This is a genomic window from Gimesia alba (assembly GCF_007744675.1).
Lineage (GTDB): Bacteria > Planctomycetota > Planctomycetia > Planctomycetales > Planctomycetaceae > Gimesia > Gimesia alba.
Window position 1 is genome coordinate 6,441,972 of the sequence record NZ_CP036269.1, and the last position, 16,069, is coordinate 6,458,040.

A 16,069-nucleotide genomic window follows, 5' to 3' on the forward strand; every position below is an offset into this window, starting at 1 on the left:
TGGAATCCTCGAAAAGTTATGCGGGTCGACACACATCGCCACACAACCGCCCCCCTGTCAACCAGTCCCACCACAGCCCCAACACACATCTGCACTCCTTCGCCAACCATTTCGTTTCTCTCCCCCTTGACCGCCCCACGCCCTTCCTGAAAATAGTCACGATTTCATACCAGAAAAAAGTAGGGTGCGGCCCTATGTGGCCGCCCGCGGTATCGACGTAATTTATGTCAGCCCCAACGAATGTTCTTACAGAAAACAAAATTGACTTTTCGTGCCCTTTCGTGTTTTTCGTGGTAGCAAAAAACAAACCAGACCATGGCAGCCTATGTCGCTTTTGGCTTGCCAACAGCGATCAAACAAAAGAAAATCCACCCACCCTGAGCGGGTCGGCGCTAGCCGCCGTTTTTGATACAGGAAACCTAAGCCCTCAAAAACAAACTCTCACGCAAAACAAATCCTACCAGATATCCCCGCCCCCACGCAGATAAACACCCCGCACTGAAATTCATTGATCATGAACATACATTCTGATAGATTGAAACCGTCTCAAATTTTGGCTATCAATATTGATCCGACTGAAATCTTTCTAGACTGAATGCAAACATTATGGCAACTGACGAAACACACAATGCTGAACTGACCGCATACGTGAAGCGACTGACATGGGTTTCTATCGCAAATCTTGTTGTGATGGTTGTGCTGCTGGTCGCCCTGGTAGCGATGATGATCCCCAAACTGGAACGTGCTGTCGCCACGACGGAACGTGTCGAAGCGCGGTTCCAATCGTTCGCGGATGACGTGCAACCTGTCATCGGAGCCGGAGCCGGCAAGGCTGTCGAGACCATCAAGAGTATGGATGCAAAACGACTTTCCGAAACTGCGACGGAGAGTTCGGACAAGACGATTCGTGCGCTGGGTGAACGTGCCAAACGCTACCTCGACCGGGACAAAAAGAATTCCGAGAAACCGGATTCCACTGATTGATCCCCGCTGGTTGTAACTCAAAGTGGCGGATCACCATGGCATACACCGGAACGGGGCTTGCGAGCGTTTTGACGTAGACAATCAACTTTCCTGGTCTGGTGATGCCGATCGTAATTCACCTGAAGAAAGGGAGCCCCATTGACTGACGTCGATACCAGGTATGTCAACACAGACCTCGATTTGCTTTCGCCGTTCGCGTTTGATGTTCTCCACACGGAACTCGCCGCTTTGTGCTGTCCTTTGCACTACGCGGAAACTGCAAACGGTACATGGTCGGCTTGCTACGAGGCAAATCAACTACAGTCAGACGCCCCGAACGACATCGGTGCCTTTCTTGCTGCGATCGCAAAGTTATCTGATTCAGCCACGGCTCAACTTGCCGCCTGCACAAAACGCGATTTCAACGTCGGATTCGATTGCTGGGACTCATGGGGATTTAATTACGCTTTCCCGCTTGACCTGCTCACGCAGGTTGCCAATGCCGGGTTCTCGATTTCGATTACGCTCTACCCGATGCGCAAGACAGACGGCACTCCCAGGCTCGACCCAGACAAAGAATAACCACCATCCACCCTGAGCGGCACGGCGCGAGGTAGCGTATATTTATTAGTTCTGAGAGTGATTTTGTGGTCTATAGAGTTATCAATGTAATAATTCTCCGTGGCCGACAGTGTGCTGTTGCTCTTATTTTAAGGACTATGACCGTAATAAATGCCCATTAGCCGCAGGGCGTTAGCCCCGGTTTTCTTCCATTTGCAAAGAGATATTCGAAATGTGAAACGCTACCTAGCCGCCGGTTTTGAACCTACCAATAATCTTCCGCGTGCACAGGAATCCCAATTGATCGCCATTCGCGGTCCTGATAAATTGAGTCAGAATATATTCCTGTCTACGGTGAGGCTTAAAAAGTCATGCGAAAACAATCTTTGGGACTGCGAAACCCGGAAGAGATCCCTCTCGCTGGCACCACGCTTCGCGCACTCATGTCCGAGAAGATCACCGTAGCTCAGGCGAGAAGCGAATTACAGAACTCCGGAGATCCGGGCGACCTGCTACGAAACGAAGACGAGGTTTGGCGGTTCCGAACTCCTGCCTGGACATGGTCGACAATGTCAGGTGTAGAAGGCATCGTAGTCCTTCGCGACGGCCTCGCCGCCCATTGGCTTGTCACTCGAATGAACTGACCATCAACCTGGCAATCCTAATACATCCTCCTGATGGGAACATGCAGGTGATTCTGTCCGATTGAAAAGGAGATAAAAATGAAACCACGTCTTTTTCTACTTCTCTTCATGGCAATGATCTGTAGCGCAGACGCAGCAGACCGAAAACGTTCCAACTTTCCGAAGCGTAATCTCAATCGAGACAGCATCGTTGCCAAGATTAATACAGTAACCGTTCTCAAATTCGAGACGGATAAACCAATCTCAGAGCTACGCTTCTTCTTCAACGGAAAGCAGATTCAGCGGGAACTGGTAAAGACAGACAAGACCGGACTCTATCTTGCTGTTGTCCCATTGAACCACAGGATCGATCTCCATGCCAAAGTTGGTGGCAAAAATAACCTCTTCACCGCAAAACTACCGCTACTGCTCCGCTCCGACGTAATTGAACAGGAATCATATGGGCCCGGAAAAAAACTCAAGCTGAAAGACTGGACCGAGGTCTATACCATCTCCCGATCCGATTTCAAAGGGAAGAACATCGGCAGTTTGAAAGTTGAGGTCAAATGAACTAGGAATGAAGCACTGTCGGACAAGCTATTTAGTACGGACACATTGGTAACAACCGTTCGTCGTCGAACGGAAGCAGCCTACCTCGTAGAGATGGAAACCTCGACATACTTATCATTTTCGATCAGGGAGTCCGTGTATTGCTGGTGCTCATCTGCTGCCATTTTTCCCTGGTATTCTGTGATTTTGTCAGCGAGCGGAATTTCGTTGTCCAGATCAAAAAACAGTTGATCGGTATTTTGGATAATCGTTCTTCCTTTGGTTCGTTCGAGCAGCGCCTTCAAAATGGCACGGTTCGGCATCGTCGATTTCCATCCTGAACTGATCACGTCATAATTGAGCGTGGCCATGGCGACCAGATCAGGATGATTCATCATTTCGAGCCCGATGCTCTGTGCCGTCCCATTGTGACTCAGGTGATGGGCCACCTTGTAAAAGACAACCCGATTCAGAAGATCTTCCGTCGTCAGGTCAGAACCTGGCAATACTTTATTCCACTCAATCCCCTGCCAGCTTTCCCAACTCCCGAACTCGGCATCTCCGGGAAACAGCATCACCTTGCCGCTTTCTTCAAATTCGATCGCCAGTACCAGGCTCAGGTTGTTCGTCAGGCTGTTCATGCGCAAGGCCAAATTGGCTGAACTTTGTAACCATTCATAATCGATCCGCCTCCAGGCCTCCTTGGGGTCCTCATAGGGAGATTTGCGGAAAGTCGACTTTGAAGCAAACGCGGAAGCGGAAAACGGGGCGAGGGTCGTATTGCTGGAAACATCGCCGTCAAAATTCATCGTCCGGGTAAAATAGTCGCTATCCTGAAGCTGAAAACGCAATGAGTCGAGCGCATAGTCTTCAGGATCCAGCTTCTTGTTATGCTGATAGGATTCGCCTGCCTCCCCACTTTCCTTGGCAACTTCAGCGTGAGACGTCGGCGGCCCGAGAACAAAAATTCGAACCCCATCCAGACCTTCGATATCGTAGAGGATCTCGCGGGGTGAGAGATAATTAATCTCATGCTGCCGTTCCAATTTCTCTTTGGCAATTTGCATTCCTTTCAGCGGGCCCTTGTATTCCCTCTCATCCTCGTTCACATGCAGACTGGCAAAGCCCTGCACCGATTCCGCAAAATTCTGGTGAAACGACAACAGTTCGTCCGCAGCCAGCGAACCGGCCAACTGGTTTTTAAAATTCGCGGAATTCATATCCTCATTTAACTGCCGGGCGGCTCTCGCAAGAGCCATCTTTTTCTGTCCATAGTCCGTTTTCCATTTCTTGACTTTGGGTTTGGCATCGTTCTCCGTCCAACCCATCCACAATTCGCCGACAGAAAGCCCTTCGACAAATAATTCTTCACAACGCTGAAAGCCGAGGACATGGTCCTGATGCTCGTGCGTAATCACCAGTGCGTCAACATGACCATCAAGATCGTTAATCAGTTCCTCGACAAACGGCGTGAGCCTGGCCTTCGATCCACTGATGCAGCCGCAATCAAACAACATCGTGTAAGTGGTTTCCGCCTCATGTTGAAACTTCAGCGAAATACAGTCTCCCGTCCCCATTTTGTACATGCGGACTTTTACAGAAGTGATATTTTTTTTCGGATTGTCAGGCATTACTGAACCCTGATGCTTAGTGGTTGTGCAGGATGGAAAACATGTGACCAAATCGATTGTCGAGCCCCAGGCCGAAATAGTGCGCGAATTCGGAAACCGTGTCTGGCAAGACTTCAGTCTGGAATTCGTGCTGGCTCATAATCCGGGCACTGGGGAGTCGCGTCTTACTTCCATCCAATCGCTTTGGTTCAAACAACGGTTTCGAGATCGCATATTTGAGCCGCACTGTTTCAGTTTCGGTTTTCTGCTTCTGTTTTGAATTCGACTTCTCTTTTGTTTTCGGCTTCTCTTCGTAATCCAGATCAAATATCAGTGTCGAGCCCCCCTGGACTTCGAAGCCGCCGGTAGGTCGTTCTTCATGTAGAGGATCGTAGTAGCGAACAAATTTTCCACCATGGATCACGACTCCCATTCGTTGAATCAGACTGAATACGATCTGATTGACAATTTTGCCGTCCGGCCCGACCCGCGAGACAATGCGCAGGTTTTGTACCTGAAACGAGGGACGATCGCGCACCACCGAGTCGCCAAAATCAAATTTTTCCCAGTTGAAAATCAGTCCGGTCAGCTTTTCAAATTCGTAGGTAATCTTGAATTTCTGAGTCAAACGCCGGTGTAACCCGGTCACACTTGAACTACCTGCAATATAGGTTCTCGTGATGTTAAAGATTTTTTCGCGATCAGTTTCATACAATAACCTTCCGCGATACTGTTTCAGAAACTCGACCAGAATGCGAATGCTGCGCTGGGTCTCTTCGGACAGATTCATCGGGGAAGGATAACGCAGGCTCTCTTCGCTCAGGTTTTTCAGATTGCTGGGATAGATTCCGCGGCGGCGGAAGGAATCGATGAACGCAAGACGATAGTGATACTTGTCGTCATCAGCCAAATCAAAGTCGGCTGTAATGATCGCCCGAAGAAAATCGCCAAAAGTAATGTCAACGGGCGGACAATAGTCGATTGCCCGGATACACATATTCAAAATGTGCTGGGCCGACTTCGAGGCTTCGTTTGCCAGGCGATTGACCAGATCTGGGGGAAGTTCGCCTTCCGGTATCACACCGGAGCCGGCGGTGGCGATCCGTAACAGGTCTTGGATCCGTCGTTTATAAATGGTCAGAAATGCCTCAAAGACTGCGGCAACCAGAATGCTTCCCCGATGATGCGGCTCCATGACTTCCTGATACTCTGCCGGATCAGGTTTCTGGGGAACCCACTGGCCGGATTCGTCGTAGCGTCCCAGTGCATTACGTAAACTTCCGTAACGCCCGATCGAAACTCCAAATTGCTGAGCCAGTTGCCCCAGCAGATTCTGATCATCCAGATTCCCCCGGGTCCGGCTGATCTGATGCTTCAGCACCTCCGGAAACGTAAAGTGCTGAAATAGAGCAATGATATCGGCGAATGCCTCATGAAAGGCCAGGACATCGGGATTGGAAGGTTGATTGTATTCACGATGCAGACCATCCAGAATGGCGTGAGTGACTTCATGGGCAATGATGTCATGGCTCAAACACGTAAACACCAGGGAACCAGGCATCTGTAAGGCGACATTATTGGGAGTCGCGGAAAAATAGCCGAAGAGAATCGATTTCTTCAGCGGACTGTAATAGGCATTGGCCTCGCGCAGGGCGTGCGGGTAGATCCGCAGGCGGGGAACATAATCTTCATAAGCACCCGACCCCTCTTTCAAACGCGTGGCCCAGAACAGTTTTCGACCGAGTGCTTTTTCAAAGTTTTTGATGGTCACCATCGACACCGCGTAAACCATCTGCTGATGAAACTGCGGATTACTTTCACTGGGATCCAGACCATTATTGACCAGCTCAAATTCACCATTCAAGTCGACGGGTTGATACATTTGCCTGATTGTGGGATCGTAGTCAACAACTTCGACGTACTCGCCTATCGGTCCGGGTTTGAGTTCTTCCCACGGAATTCGATAGACAATTGTGTTGATATCAACCGTGTCAATCAGCAGCGAGAGTGAAGGGTCAAAGGCGTAACCCTTCAGGTTTCGGTGTCGTGGATGCATGAGAATCGTCCTGGCTGCAATGTGTCAGTTCTAATACACTAGCGTATAGAGTGACATAACATCACCGCGTGTCAACCATTAATTTGTTTTTCACACTCCACATCCACAAAGAATTCCCAATCGTATCCCTGATTCACCCTGAAAAAACTGAACGTGAGACTCCCCCCCTAACTATCAGCCGCAGGACGTTAGCCCCGGTTATCGTCGATTTAGAAATAAACTGTCACACACATGACAACAAATTCTATCAGATCGCACCGCAACCACGCAGAGAACCATCCGCACTGAAACTAGCAATCGCTGGTGATGAAGCAGGACCAATTAGAAAATTGAAATCTGTCGGGCAAACACTAGCTAACTGCGTACACAGTCTTCAAGGAATCAGTCCTTTTGGATCTTCACCTGCAACAGCGTCCAGTGTTTCCAGTATGTATGCCAGGTCAGGTAAACGTGCCCTTCGCGAATCGGAATCTCCCGAGCAGAAGACAGGTCTTTACGTAGTACTGACGGCATTAAGTGACTGTTGAGATCTCCCTCCCCCAGATCGGCAATCTTCAAAGAGGCGACACCACTGTGTAAAGTCACAAGCTCCGGTTGGTTTTCTTCACTCAAAATAGCCCTTCCACGACGGACATACCGGTTGCGACGCATGACAAACCGCATATCGCCGCCTGAGTATTTCGCCAGCATGGGGTTGTCCGGATTCGACTTCCACACGTCATCCAGAAATACGTGAACCTTCCGCTGTTTGGCCTTGCTGAAATCAAGAGTGTCTGCCGTCCGCAGTTCGACTTCGAATTGGGGAGCTGCAGGAACTTCGATGGTTCCCAATTCAAGCGTTCCTCCGGAAGTCAGATGCAAGTTGCGGAACACGCGCCGGTGGCCGGGGGACTCGATCTCAAGTCGGTGAGGCAAAGGAGCCAGCTGACGATGTTCAAACTCAAAGTTTTTTCCGATCGTCACCTGTTCCTTTTCCGGCCATTCCAGAAAGCCGTCCGTTCCACCGGAGATGCTGTTCGTTTTCGCTGGATCTATCACAACGCGAATGCGGACAGCGGAGACAGCGATGTCTCGGCCAAATTTCAGGCGACCACGAACAGTCGCTAATTCTTCGCGTGCATAGGGTTGCATCACAATCCGTCCCAGTGAAACCGTGTCGCCCGATTTGACTTGATCACCACCGGCTTCGCGCGGAACGAGATCGACTTTTCGGCAGCCAAACATACGAAAACCAACAGGTTTCGCGAGGTTCCCAACACTGCCGATAAAATAGCCCCCTTTGATGATTTTCATTTGCGCGTTGCACAACTGCGGCGGTTCTCCTTCGGGAGCTACGATTTGCCCGTAAACCAACACGGCTGTCGGATGACCTTCCAACCTTTTGAGAAGAGACTCACGGCGCCCCGTGAGGTAGTTTGCCGCTTCGGTCTGATTCGTCTTTCGCAGTTGTTCTATGAATTCATCAAACGGCGGAAGACTCAGGTCGTCCGCTTGACCGCTGCCAGAAGTTGCCGACGTTGCAGAGGTCCCTTCTTTTGACTCAGGACGCGTTTTCGTCTTCGCCTTTTTGCTGGAATTATCCGAAGTTTCCTCTTGATTGTTCTGACTGAGCACACGGAAATCCACGCCTTCTGTACGCAGTAACTGGTGCGTCAATGGTACCACCATTTTAACCGTGTAGTCTTCGCTGGAGTTTAACGCTGCAGTCAGCCAGTCACGTCCGGACTTTCCGCGCACGAGCGCCAGTGCTCCGAGATATCCCTTCCGCGTCTGCGGCTGGACTTCGACCCAGAATTGGGAATCGCCAAACTTTTCCTTAGCATGCTTCAGGAGTTCCTCGCGCGAACGCGCTCCGGTCCAATTGAAACCAACAACAAATAAGTCAGCCGGGAGCTTCCGCACGTTTTCATTTAGCTCAGGCTGCTTCAAGGAATGAATCACCTCGCAGTCCGGTCGCGTTGCCTGGAACTGAGCAATTCCCTGAAGCGTCAACGGACCATCGTTGGCCCGGATATCAAGCCGTTCGAGCGACTTAATTCGGCCCAGTTGTTGCAGCCCCGCATCGGTCAGGTTGTTGGACCAGAGCGTGAGTCGCTTCAGCTTTGGGGCACCAGCAAGTTCAGCCGCCGATTGATCGGTCAGACTCCGCGTGTCCAGCTCTTCTAAAGCGGGCAAACCCGCCAGGACTGCCCCCGTACCAGGCCCGATCGCGGGTAGCGACAACTTGCGAAGCGCCTGCATCTGTTTGAAGACTTGTGCTTTCGATTCGTCCAGGGGTGTGATGAGTGGAAACTCAAGCACTTGGAGCTGTGACATTTCAGACAGCGCTGAAAGACTGGCTTCCGAGACAAACGTATTAATCAGGATCAACTCGCGGAGTTGCGTCAAATTTTTGAGTCGTACCATGGCACGATCCGTCAGAATGGCAGCCTGGGCGATATGAGTACGACTGCCGTCTGCACGAGCGATCGTCGAAAATCGTTGCTGTTCCTCATTTGAAAGTTTTCCCAGCCGCGACCTGCGTTCGTCTGAAGTCAGTTTGAAGACCGTCAGCATCGCGTTGAGTTTCTGCAAATAGGGTTGTGATTCCAGGAGAGCCAGATCGACTGGTTCGAAACGGGAATTGACCACATGGAGTTCGCGCAAACAGGGGTGGGGTACTCGAGCGTCCCACCTTGAACGGGCGCGAATGAGAAATCGCAGATTCCTCGACGACGTATTGACGCCGGTGAGGTTGACGTATCGCAGCGTCCCCAGTTTCCCGATCAATGGCCAGGCGTCCTCCGGCACTCTACCGAAGAGCCGCACACGGTAGGCTGTCTGCTTTTTGGGACCGCGCATGTCGAACGTCGTTGCTTTGTAGAGCCCGAGAGATTCAAGCTTGCTCAGAACAGGCGCCTGCTCATCCGCCCTGAAGAAGGCGGATTGAAATTCGGATGCGTTAGCCGGCTTCTTTTCGGAATGTTCTTCAACCGCGCTGACTTTTTCTGGTTTGGCGACCCGAACTGTTCGTGTCGCAAATTCCTCGGAACCAGCAGAGGCCTGCTTGTCCGCGTTGGCCAGATAAATGGCCCCGATCATCAATCCGGCGAGCGTCAACGCCATCCACCACCCCGAGGAAGCGGACAGCGGTTCTTCCTGGCCCACAATCCGCCGGATTCGAGCGTGCAGCGAGCCCCCTTTGGCAGAGAGCATGGGCATGGGAACGCTCCCTCGCAGATCATGCACGGCCAGCAATGCGCCAGCGTAAGTCACTCGATCTGAGACCTGCGATACAGCACATTCGTCGCAGCAATCTTCGCGGTGTAAACGAATTCTGTGAGAAACCCACCAGACTGCAGGATGATAAAATAAAACGGTTTCCAAGAGTGCCTGAAGCAGATTAATCAGATAGTCGTGTCGTCGAATATGTGCCAGTTCATGCGCGAGAATGGCCTCCAGTTGCTGTGTCGTCAGTCCCGTCACAACTCCGGCCGGGAGCAGGATCACAGGTCTGAACCAGCCGACCACTCCGGGTACCGTCACCAGTGATGACTGAATAACATCAACGCGCGTCGACAATCCAACCCGCCGCGCAGTTTCAAGTAGAAGCTGCCGCACTGATTCGGGAACGGGCGTTGATCCCGATGTTTTCAACTTGTGAACCGTCAGCCAGCCCAGCCCCGGGCGAACTGATGCGAGGAGTGTTCCCAGAATCCAGCAGTAGACCACAATAGGCAACCACGGATGTACCAATTGACTGGTTTTCATCAAAGCCTCGGAAATCGAGTAACCGCCGCCTCCGAAATATTTCTTGTGTCCAGACAACGCTGTATCGCTATGCTCGCCGCCGTGCTCGGCATTCGAAGACGGATTCACCTCGGCGGAAAATTCGCTGTCTGCTTGAGAAAACTCCGAACTTCGAGTTCCCGGCAGAGCCAGCTCTTCGCTGCTCGTGCTACTCCGTGCTGCGTCATGCTCGGAGTTTTCATTCAGTCTCGGCTCAGACAGATTCGCCCCTTCTGTTTGCCATTCCGACACCACCGATGTCAATGAATGCTGGCCCAGCACCAGAAATGTCACCGGTAACGCCGACAACATGAATCCCATTGTCAGAACTCCGGCCAGATAACGGGCCTGAGGCGATCTCTTTGCCAGCAGTCGTTCCACGGCCAGGTAGATGATCATCAACAGCGTGAACTGCCAGATACTGTTGAGCAGCGTCCAGCCAATTCGATCAACCAGCTCTATATTTACTGAATTGAAGATATCGGACGCCAGAAGAAGAGCACCCACTGTTTCCTGGATCGGTACGAGACTGCTCATGACTGCTTCCTTTCGAGTTTGTCGAGAAGTGCGCGCACTTCTTCGATTTCCTCAGCAGATGCCCGACCCGTTGAAAGCGCCTGCATCACCAGACTCATGCGCGAGCCGTCGTAAACTTGCTGAACCAGGGAGTCGAGGATTTTCTTCTGCGTACGCTGTTGCGTGATGGCAGCCTGATAAACGTACGGAGAGACGGTTTCGTCACGCTTGACAAGCCCCTTCTCCAACATGACGGCCAACATCTTGACTGTCGTCGAGTAATTGGTTTGTTTGTCGGCTTGCAATCCCTGATGTATGTCGCGCACAGGACTGGGCCCATTGTGCCACAGAATCCGCAATATCTGTAATTCAACCTCGGTCGGCTGATTCGACGCTGGTCGTGCCATCGCGTTCTCCCCCATACGAGTCGTTGCACCAGAATAGCGAAAGAATTCGCTATCTGCCTCACGATTATAGCGAAGGAATTCGCTACGTCAAGCCGATTTTACTCCCTAAAGGTAGGGGAGAGGCGATTGGCACTGTGTGAATTCCGATGAGGAACTGGAACAAGTCATCCTGTATGCAGCAGAAGCACAGGACCGAAAAGCCAGAGACATCCATTAACAAATAGAAAATTTAGCCGCAGGGCATTAGCCCCGGTTCAGAAATATCTCAGTATCAAAACCGAGGCAAACACCCGGCAGGTGACAGAATAGAAAACAAGAACTGAATATCATCTTCATGAACAATGTGTTAGAACAATGACTGGCAAAGTACAACAAAAAACAGCCGTACGGTGTTAGCCGTGGATTATGTTAGCTCAACAAGAACCGGGGCTAACGCCCTGCGGCTAATGATCTCTAATGCCTGACGTGTAACAGGGTGGGGTGTCGATGCATGATCAACCGCTGGCTTATTTCATAACGTTTACAGTGTATGGTACCTTCCTGCAGGGTGACGTGCGGTGGTGGCGGTCTCGTGGCAAAGGTTCGCGGACTCCTCAACTGTTTCTGGAACAGTGGCACCGTGATCGGCTCAAGCACGACGTCATTCTGCTCGACAAAGCTCAACGATCGGCAGTGGAAAACGAAACTGCCCGACTGTGCGGCGGGTGGCACCGTTGGCTTGTCCAACGGTGAAAGTGCGAGATCAAATCAAGGCCAACTGCACACGAGTCATTCGGCAAGGCTGGCCTGTGTTCATGGACCGCCCCGTCTGGACCGTTGGCGGCGACTGGCACTGTGTGAATTCCGAAGAGGAACTGGAACAGGTCATCCTGTATACAGCAGAAGCACAGGACCGAAAAGCCAGAGATATCCATTAACAAACAGAAAAATTAGCCGCAGGGCGTTAGCCCCGGTTTTCGTTGATTTCTGTAAAGTTGTTTTTTTAACAACCCTCAGAACTATTAAATAAAAACACCCAGCACACACAAAAAAAGGCCTCCCTAAACAGGGAGACCTTGTGTGTATACACAAATAATGACAGGCTTGATTAAGCGAATTCGGGACGGCGGCGGCCCAGTTGTTCTTTCAGGCGGTTGACGATGCTGGAGTGCATCTGGCTGACGCGGGATTCGGAGAGGCCCAGGGTGGTACCGATCTCTTTCATGGTCAGTTCTTCGTAGTAGTACAGGATGATAATCAGACGCTCGTTGCGGTTCAGGCCTTTGGTGACCAGTCGCATCAGATCCCGTTTCTGAATGCTCTTGGTGGGATCTTCGCCTTTGGCGTCTTCGAGAATATCGACTTCTCGGACGTCTTTGTAACTATCCGTTTCGTACCATTTTTTGTTCAAACTTACCAAGCCGACGGCGTTGGCTTCGTTTTTGAGTTTATCAAACTCTTTACGCGACAATTGCATTTTGCGGGCGATTTCTTCATCCGCAGGAGGTCTGCCGTGTTCTGCTTCGGCGGCTTTGCGGGCCGCTTCCAGCTTACTGGCTTTGCTGCGAACCAGTCGCGGCACCCAGTCCATCGTACGCAGTTCGTCCAGCATGGCACCACGAATACGGGGCACGCAATAGGTTTCAAACTTGACGCCCCGTTCCAGATCGAATGCATTAATGGCATCCATCAGACCGAACACACCAGCCGAAATCAGGTCGTTCAAATCCACACCTTCGGGTAGTTTGGCCCACACCCGTTCTGCATTATAACGAACCAGGGGAACGTATTGCTCTATGAGCTTGTTACGCAAAGCCTGGTTGGATTGATCCTGCTTGAATACCTTCCAGATTTCTGCGATTTCTTCACTGGCTTTGATGGCCATTTACTCCTCCGTGATCAACATACAGCCGTTTCAAATGGGTTAGAGATGAAAAGTATGACTGCTAAAACGTTCTATAATTAATCAAGATTATTTTTCCATTTTTCAAAACTTGCTCGCGCTGATTCTTCAACCAGTCGAGCGGCAACTTCCCCGAGCACCAGACCGAGACCAAAAAATATGACTGCAGCTACTAATGCGGATTGAGTCGCGCCAATGAAATCAGCATGAGAGAGAATCCCTCGCACTGATTCAGTCGCAAAAGCGATTAGCGATAATCGAAATGCATAATGCAGGGCCACAGAATATTCCCGGATAGAGTTTGAAAAATGTCCGGAATGAATTTCACTTCACTCCGAAGGGACCTTCGCTCGTCTATCTTTTTATATCGGCGTCCTGCTCCAGAAAATTTAACCTTTCTCCTACAATTTAATTAATCGTTAAAACCTAACATTTCATCGTTCCTGCATGCGTACCGCGATCCCCTGATATTGCTTTAACCTCAGCATTTACCAGTAGTTGAACCACGACAATACAGACGAATGTCTGCACGCCCAGTCAAAAATCAGTTGTTAAGGGTTTCGTAAAATGATGTGACTCAAGAGTGAGAAAGAACAGGAACAGAGAGAGATGAGAGAGAATTTCCTGTGATTTCTTACCGTAATTCCTGAGTGTTATGCGGCTTCACCAAGCAAGCGCTTCCAAAGCCGCGGAAAGTAAGACTCTTGTTTGTGTTTCGGTTCTTTGACTTTATTCAGATCGATCAGATGATCGGCCAGTTTATAAATTGCCTCCGACGCGGGACAATCCGGGTGACTTAATACAAAAGGCTCCCGGTCATAAACGGACTGTACCACATGCAGATCATGCGGAATCTGACCAGCCTGACTTAAGCCGGTGTGTAAAAATAATTCGGTGGTTTTCTTGAGTTGCTGAAAGACATTCTCGGCCTGGTCTTCAGAAGTAAATTGATTGACCAGCGTCTGTATTTCTAATGATTGAATGGTCGATAACGATTTGATCGTGGCATAAGCGTCGGCAATCGCCGTTGGTTCGGGAGTGGTCACGATCAACACATCGTCGGCGGTTGTGACAAACTGCCGGATACTGCGATGAATGCCAGTGCCGTTATCTAAAATCAGATAATCGTGTGTCGCTTCCAGTTCCTGCATTTGCCCCAGCACATCTTTGCGAACCGCTTCCGAGCAGTCGGCTAAATCGGTCAGGCCGCTGGCACCGGTGACCACGTTGACTCCTAAAGGTCCCTCGAGTTGAATTTCTTTTAAAGAACGGGCACCGCTGACCACATGCGACAGATTCCAATAGCCGTTTAAACGACTCAGTAAATCGATATTTCCGAGCGCCAGATTCACATCCATCAGGCAAACCGAGGCCCCCGATTGTGCCAGCGCCAACGCCAGGTTCAGAGAAATGACTGATTTTCCGACGCCCCCTTTTCCACTGCAAACCGCAAGTGTCCGACAGCGTGTTGATTTGTCTTTCTCAATGATTCCCGGCTGCCGTTGTTCCATCAGACCACGCAGAACCTTGGCCTGGTCGCCCCGCGATGCGAGAGACGGCTGAAGATTCTCCGTCGTTGGATCAGTAGAAATGACTTCTGCCTGACTCACTAAGATTTCATTGACAACTGGAGCCATCTGGCTTCCCTTTTCGCTAAATTTCGTTTTAAACAAAACGCCTGTGATAAACTTTTGAATTCCTGATAATGAAGTCCGATCTGCATCGGCATTAACGCAATTGATCTTCTCCCAAAATCAAACGGGCCATCCGAGCGGCATTGGCGGGTTCGATATCATCGGGAACGTCCTGGCCGGTCGTCAGATAACGCATGGGCAATTGAACATTCTGACTTAAAGTCAACAGACTGCCCATCACCGGCGCTTCATCCAGTTTGGTCAGAATCATCGACGTCGGATTGGCAACCTGAAATCGTTTTGCAATCGCTTCCAGACTTTTCAAACTGGAGGTCATACTCATGACCAGAGAGACTTCATCAATGGGCACTTCGCGGAACAACTGTTCGAGTTCCTGAATTTTCAAATCATCGCTGGGACTGCGGCCGGCGGTATCGACGAGAATCAGATCCAGGCCCACCATTTCATCGAGTGCCTGCTGCATCTCGCGGGGTGTGCTGACGACCTTCATCGGCAGATCAATAATTTCGGCATAGGTGCGTAACTGTTCGACGGCGGCAATGCGATAGGTGTCGACCGTGACCAGCCCCATTTTCACGTTATCACGTAATCGGAAGTTCGCGGCCAGTTTGGCAATCGTGGTGGTTTTCCCGACCCCCGTCGGTCCCACCAGTGCGACCACTTTGCGTTGTCCGGGAACCGCCCGAATCGGTGAGGTACAGGAGAGTTGAGATTCGATTAACGCAGCCAGCAGTGCTTTGCTGGCATTGGTGTCTTTAAGTTGTTCGGGTGTCGCATTTTCTTTGAGCTTCGTAATCAGTTCATGCGCGATGGATTCATCGACTTCGGCATCAATCAGACTTGTATAAATCTGGAACAACTCCGTCGGGACATCCGTCGATCGCTGTGATCGAGTGCGGCGATCCAAAGATTCCAGCATCTCTTGAATGGCGTTGAGTTTTTCTGCGAACTCTTCCGTCGGGTCATAGGCTTTCTGTTCTGGTGGACTCTGTCGCGGAATGCGCTCGGATGCTCTTTGATCAAAACGACTTCGAACCCGCGGAGGAGTCGGTGCAGCAGAATATTCGGGCTGGCGTTCCGGTAGATCCGGTCGACGGGGAGGAGCCGCACTTCGCTGGGCGGGAGCAGTGGGTGCATCTGATTCCGTATAGGCATTCACATTCGCATTCGTGGGCTGCAAATTGGAGGCGCGATGACGCAGGCCGGAAGTTGCCCGGTTATTTTTTTGCACGGCGGCTGGGGTACGTGTTTTGATATCCAGACCGGCTGTGATTTCGAATTCTTCTTTGGGCTTGGACCAGGGCAAGAGACCTTTACGGCCCGGAACCTGCTTGGTCTGCAGGATGACGGCATCACTGCCCATTTCCTGGCGAACCAGGTTCAGTGCTTCCTGCATCGATGCGGCTTTGAAAGTGCGAACATCTGACATGTTTCACGTTTCCTCTATTTCACGTTTCTGTTTGTATTGTGGAGTCTCTG

The 16,069-nt window shown here is 50.8% G+C and carries 14 protein-coding genes; 6 read left to right on the forward strand and 8 right to left on the reverse strand.

Features of this window, described 5'->3' with window-relative positions:
• The first annotated feature begins 606 nt into the window (after nucleotides 1–606).
• The 4 genes from Pan241w_RS24010 to Pan241w_RS24025 all read left to right on the forward strand — a co-directional run bounded on the left by Pan241w_RS24010 (nucleotide 607) and on the right by Pan241w_RS24025 (nucleotide 2,717).
• Nucleotides 607–984 carry a hypothetical protein gene (locus tag Pan241w_RS24010; protein ID WP_145220719.1) on the forward strand — a complete coding sequence of 126 codons (378 nt, stop codon included), beginning with the start codon at nucleotides 607–609 and terminating at the stop codon, nucleotides 982–984.
• Between the two features lie 138 nt (nucleotides 985–1,122).
• Nucleotides 1,123–1,545: a hypothetical protein gene (locus tag Pan241w_RS24015; RefSeq protein WP_145220721.1), complete on the forward strand. Its 423-nt coding sequence runs from the start codon at nucleotides 1,123–1,125 to the stop codon at nucleotides 1,543–1,545.
• 350 nt (nucleotides 1,546–1,895) lie between these two features.
• On the forward strand, nucleotides 1,896–2,168 hold the full coding sequence (locus Pan241w_RS24020) for a hypothetical protein (protein ID WP_145220724.1): 273 nt from the start codon (nucleotides 1,896–1,898) through the stop codon (nucleotides 2,166–2,168).
• 78 nt (nucleotides 2,169–2,246) lie between these two features.
• Entirely contained in the window at nucleotides 2,247–2,717 is a 471-nt protein-coding gene (locus Pan241w_RS24025; RefSeq protein ID WP_145220726.1) for a hypothetical protein, read from the forward strand.
• 80 nt (nucleotides 2,718–2,797) lie between these two features.
• Here Pan241w_RS24025 and Pan241w_RS24030 read toward each other — a convergent pair whose 3' ends face one another.
• The 4 genes from Pan241w_RS24030 to Pan241w_RS24045 all read right to left on the reverse strand — a co-directional run bounded on the left by Pan241w_RS24030 (nucleotide 2,798) and on the right by Pan241w_RS24045 (nucleotide 11,053).
• A complete protein-coding gene (locus tag Pan241w_RS24030) occupies nucleotides 2,798–4,327 on the reverse strand; it encodes a ComEC/Rec2 family competence protein (RefSeq protein ID WP_145220728.1) in 1,530 nt (509 codons plus the stop codon).
• A 16-nt stretch (nucleotides 4,328–4,343) separates the two neighbouring features.
• Complete coding sequence (locus Pan241w_RS24035) at nucleotides 4,344–6,362, reverse strand: gluzincin family metallopeptidase (RefSeq protein ID WP_145220730.1); 2,019 nt, start codon at nucleotides 6,360–6,362, stop codon at nucleotides 4,344–4,346.
• A gap of 381 nt (nucleotides 6,363–6,743) precedes the next feature.
• The gene (locus tag Pan241w_RS24040) at nucleotides 6,744–10,667 is read right to left on the reverse strand and encodes a M56 family metallopeptidase (RefSeq protein ID WP_145220732.1); all 3,924 of its coding nucleotides are present in this window, start codon (nucleotides 10,665–10,667) and stop codon (nucleotides 6,744–6,746) included.
• Nucleotides 10,664–11,053: a BlaI/MecI/CopY family transcriptional regulator gene (locus Pan241w_RS24045; RefSeq protein ID WP_145220734.1), complete on the reverse strand. Its 390-nt coding sequence runs from the start codon at nucleotides 11,051–11,053 to the stop codon at nucleotides 10,664–10,666. Before Pan241w_RS24045 ends, Pan241w_RS24040 begins: the two co-directional genes overlap by 4 nt.
• 486 nt (nucleotides 11,054–11,539) lie before the next feature.
• On the opposite strand from Pan241w_RS24045, the gene Pan241w_RS29495 reads away from it, so the two are divergent.
• Complete coding sequence (locus tag Pan241w_RS29495) at nucleotides 11,540–11,785, forward strand: hypothetical protein (protein WP_198000115.1); 246 nt, start codon at nucleotides 11,540–11,542, stop codon at nucleotides 11,783–11,785.
• Nucleotides 11,767–11,970 carry a hypothetical protein gene (locus Pan241w_RS29500; protein WP_198000116.1) on the forward strand — a complete coding sequence of 68 codons (204 nt, stop codon included), beginning with the start codon at nucleotides 11,767–11,769 and terminating at the stop codon, nucleotides 11,968–11,970. Before Pan241w_RS29495 ends, Pan241w_RS29500 begins: the two co-directional genes overlap by 19 nt.
• Nucleotides 11,971–12,140: 170 nt before the next feature.
• On the opposite strand, the gene Pan241w_RS24055 is transcribed toward Pan241w_RS29500, so the two are convergent.
• The 4 genes from Pan241w_RS24055 to flhF form a co-directional block, all read right to left on the reverse strand.
• A complete protein-coding gene (locus tag Pan241w_RS24055) occupies nucleotides 12,141–12,917 on the reverse strand; it encodes a FliA/WhiG family RNA polymerase sigma factor (protein WP_145220736.1) in 777 nt (258 codons plus the stop codon).
• 77 nt (nucleotides 12,918–12,994) lie between these two features.
• Nucleotides 12,995–13,216 carry a hypothetical protein gene (locus tag Pan241w_RS24060; RefSeq protein ID WP_145220737.1) on the reverse strand — a complete coding sequence of 74 codons (222 nt, stop codon included), beginning with the start codon at nucleotides 13,214–13,216 and terminating at the stop codon, nucleotides 12,995–12,997.
• Nucleotides 13,217–13,588: 372 nt separating this feature from the next.
• Nucleotides 13,589–14,572, reverse strand: a complete 984-nt coding sequence (locus Pan241w_RS24065; RefSeq protein WP_145220739.1) for a P-loop NTPase — start codon at nucleotides 14,570–14,572, stop codon at nucleotides 13,589–13,591.
• 91 nt (nucleotides 14,573–14,663) lie between these two features.
• Complete coding sequence (gene flhF / locus Pan241w_RS24070; protein WP_145220741.1) at nucleotides 14,664–16,019, reverse strand: flagellar biosynthesis protein FlhF; 1,356 nt, start codon at nucleotides 16,017–16,019, stop codon at nucleotides 14,664–14,666.
• Nucleotides 16,020–16,069: the final 50 nt, after the last annotated feature.

Coding starts and splice junctions, on each gene's coding strand:
- Pan241w_RS24010 (WP_145220719.1), top strand. CDS start 607: ATGGCAACTGACGAAACACACAATGCTGAACTGACCGCATACGTGAAG.
- Pan241w_RS24020 (WP_145220724.1), top strand. CDS start 1,896: ATGCGAAAACAATCTTTGGGACTGCGAAACCCGGAAGAGATCCCTCTC.
- Pan241w_RS24025 (WP_145220726.1), top strand. CDS start 2,247: ATGAAACCACGTCTTTTTCTACTTCTCTTCATGGCAATGATCTGTAGC.
- Pan241w_RS24030 (WP_145220728.1), bottom strand. CDS start 4,327: ATGCCTGACAATCCGAAAAAAAATATCACTTCTGTAAAAGTCCGCATG.
- Pan241w_RS24035 (WP_145220730.1), bottom strand. CDS start 6,362: ATGCATCCACGACACCGAAACCTGAAGGGTTACGCCTTTGACCCTTCA.
- Pan241w_RS24040 (WP_145220732.1), bottom strand. CDS start 10,667: ATGAGCAGTCTCGTACCGATCCAGGAAACAGTGGGTGCTCTTCTTCTG.
- Pan241w_RS24045 (WP_145220734.1), bottom strand. CDS start 11,053: ATGGCACGACCAGCGTCGAATCAGCCGACCGAGGTTGAATTACAGATA.
- Pan241w_RS29495 (WP_198000115.1), top strand. CDS start 11,540: ATGCATGATCAACCGCTGGCTTATTTCATAACGTTTACAGTGTATGGT.
- Pan241w_RS24055 (WP_145220736.1), bottom strand. CDS start 12,917: ATGGCCATCAAAGCCAGTGAAGAAATCGCAGAAATCTGGAAGGTATTC.
- Pan241w_RS24065 (WP_145220739.1), bottom strand. CDS start 14,572: ATGGCTCCAGTTGTCAATGAAATCTTAGTGAGTCAGGCAGAAGTCATT.
- flhF (WP_145220741.1), bottom strand. CDS start 16,019: ATGTCAGATGTTCGCACTTTCAAAGCCGCATCGATGCAGGAAGCACTG.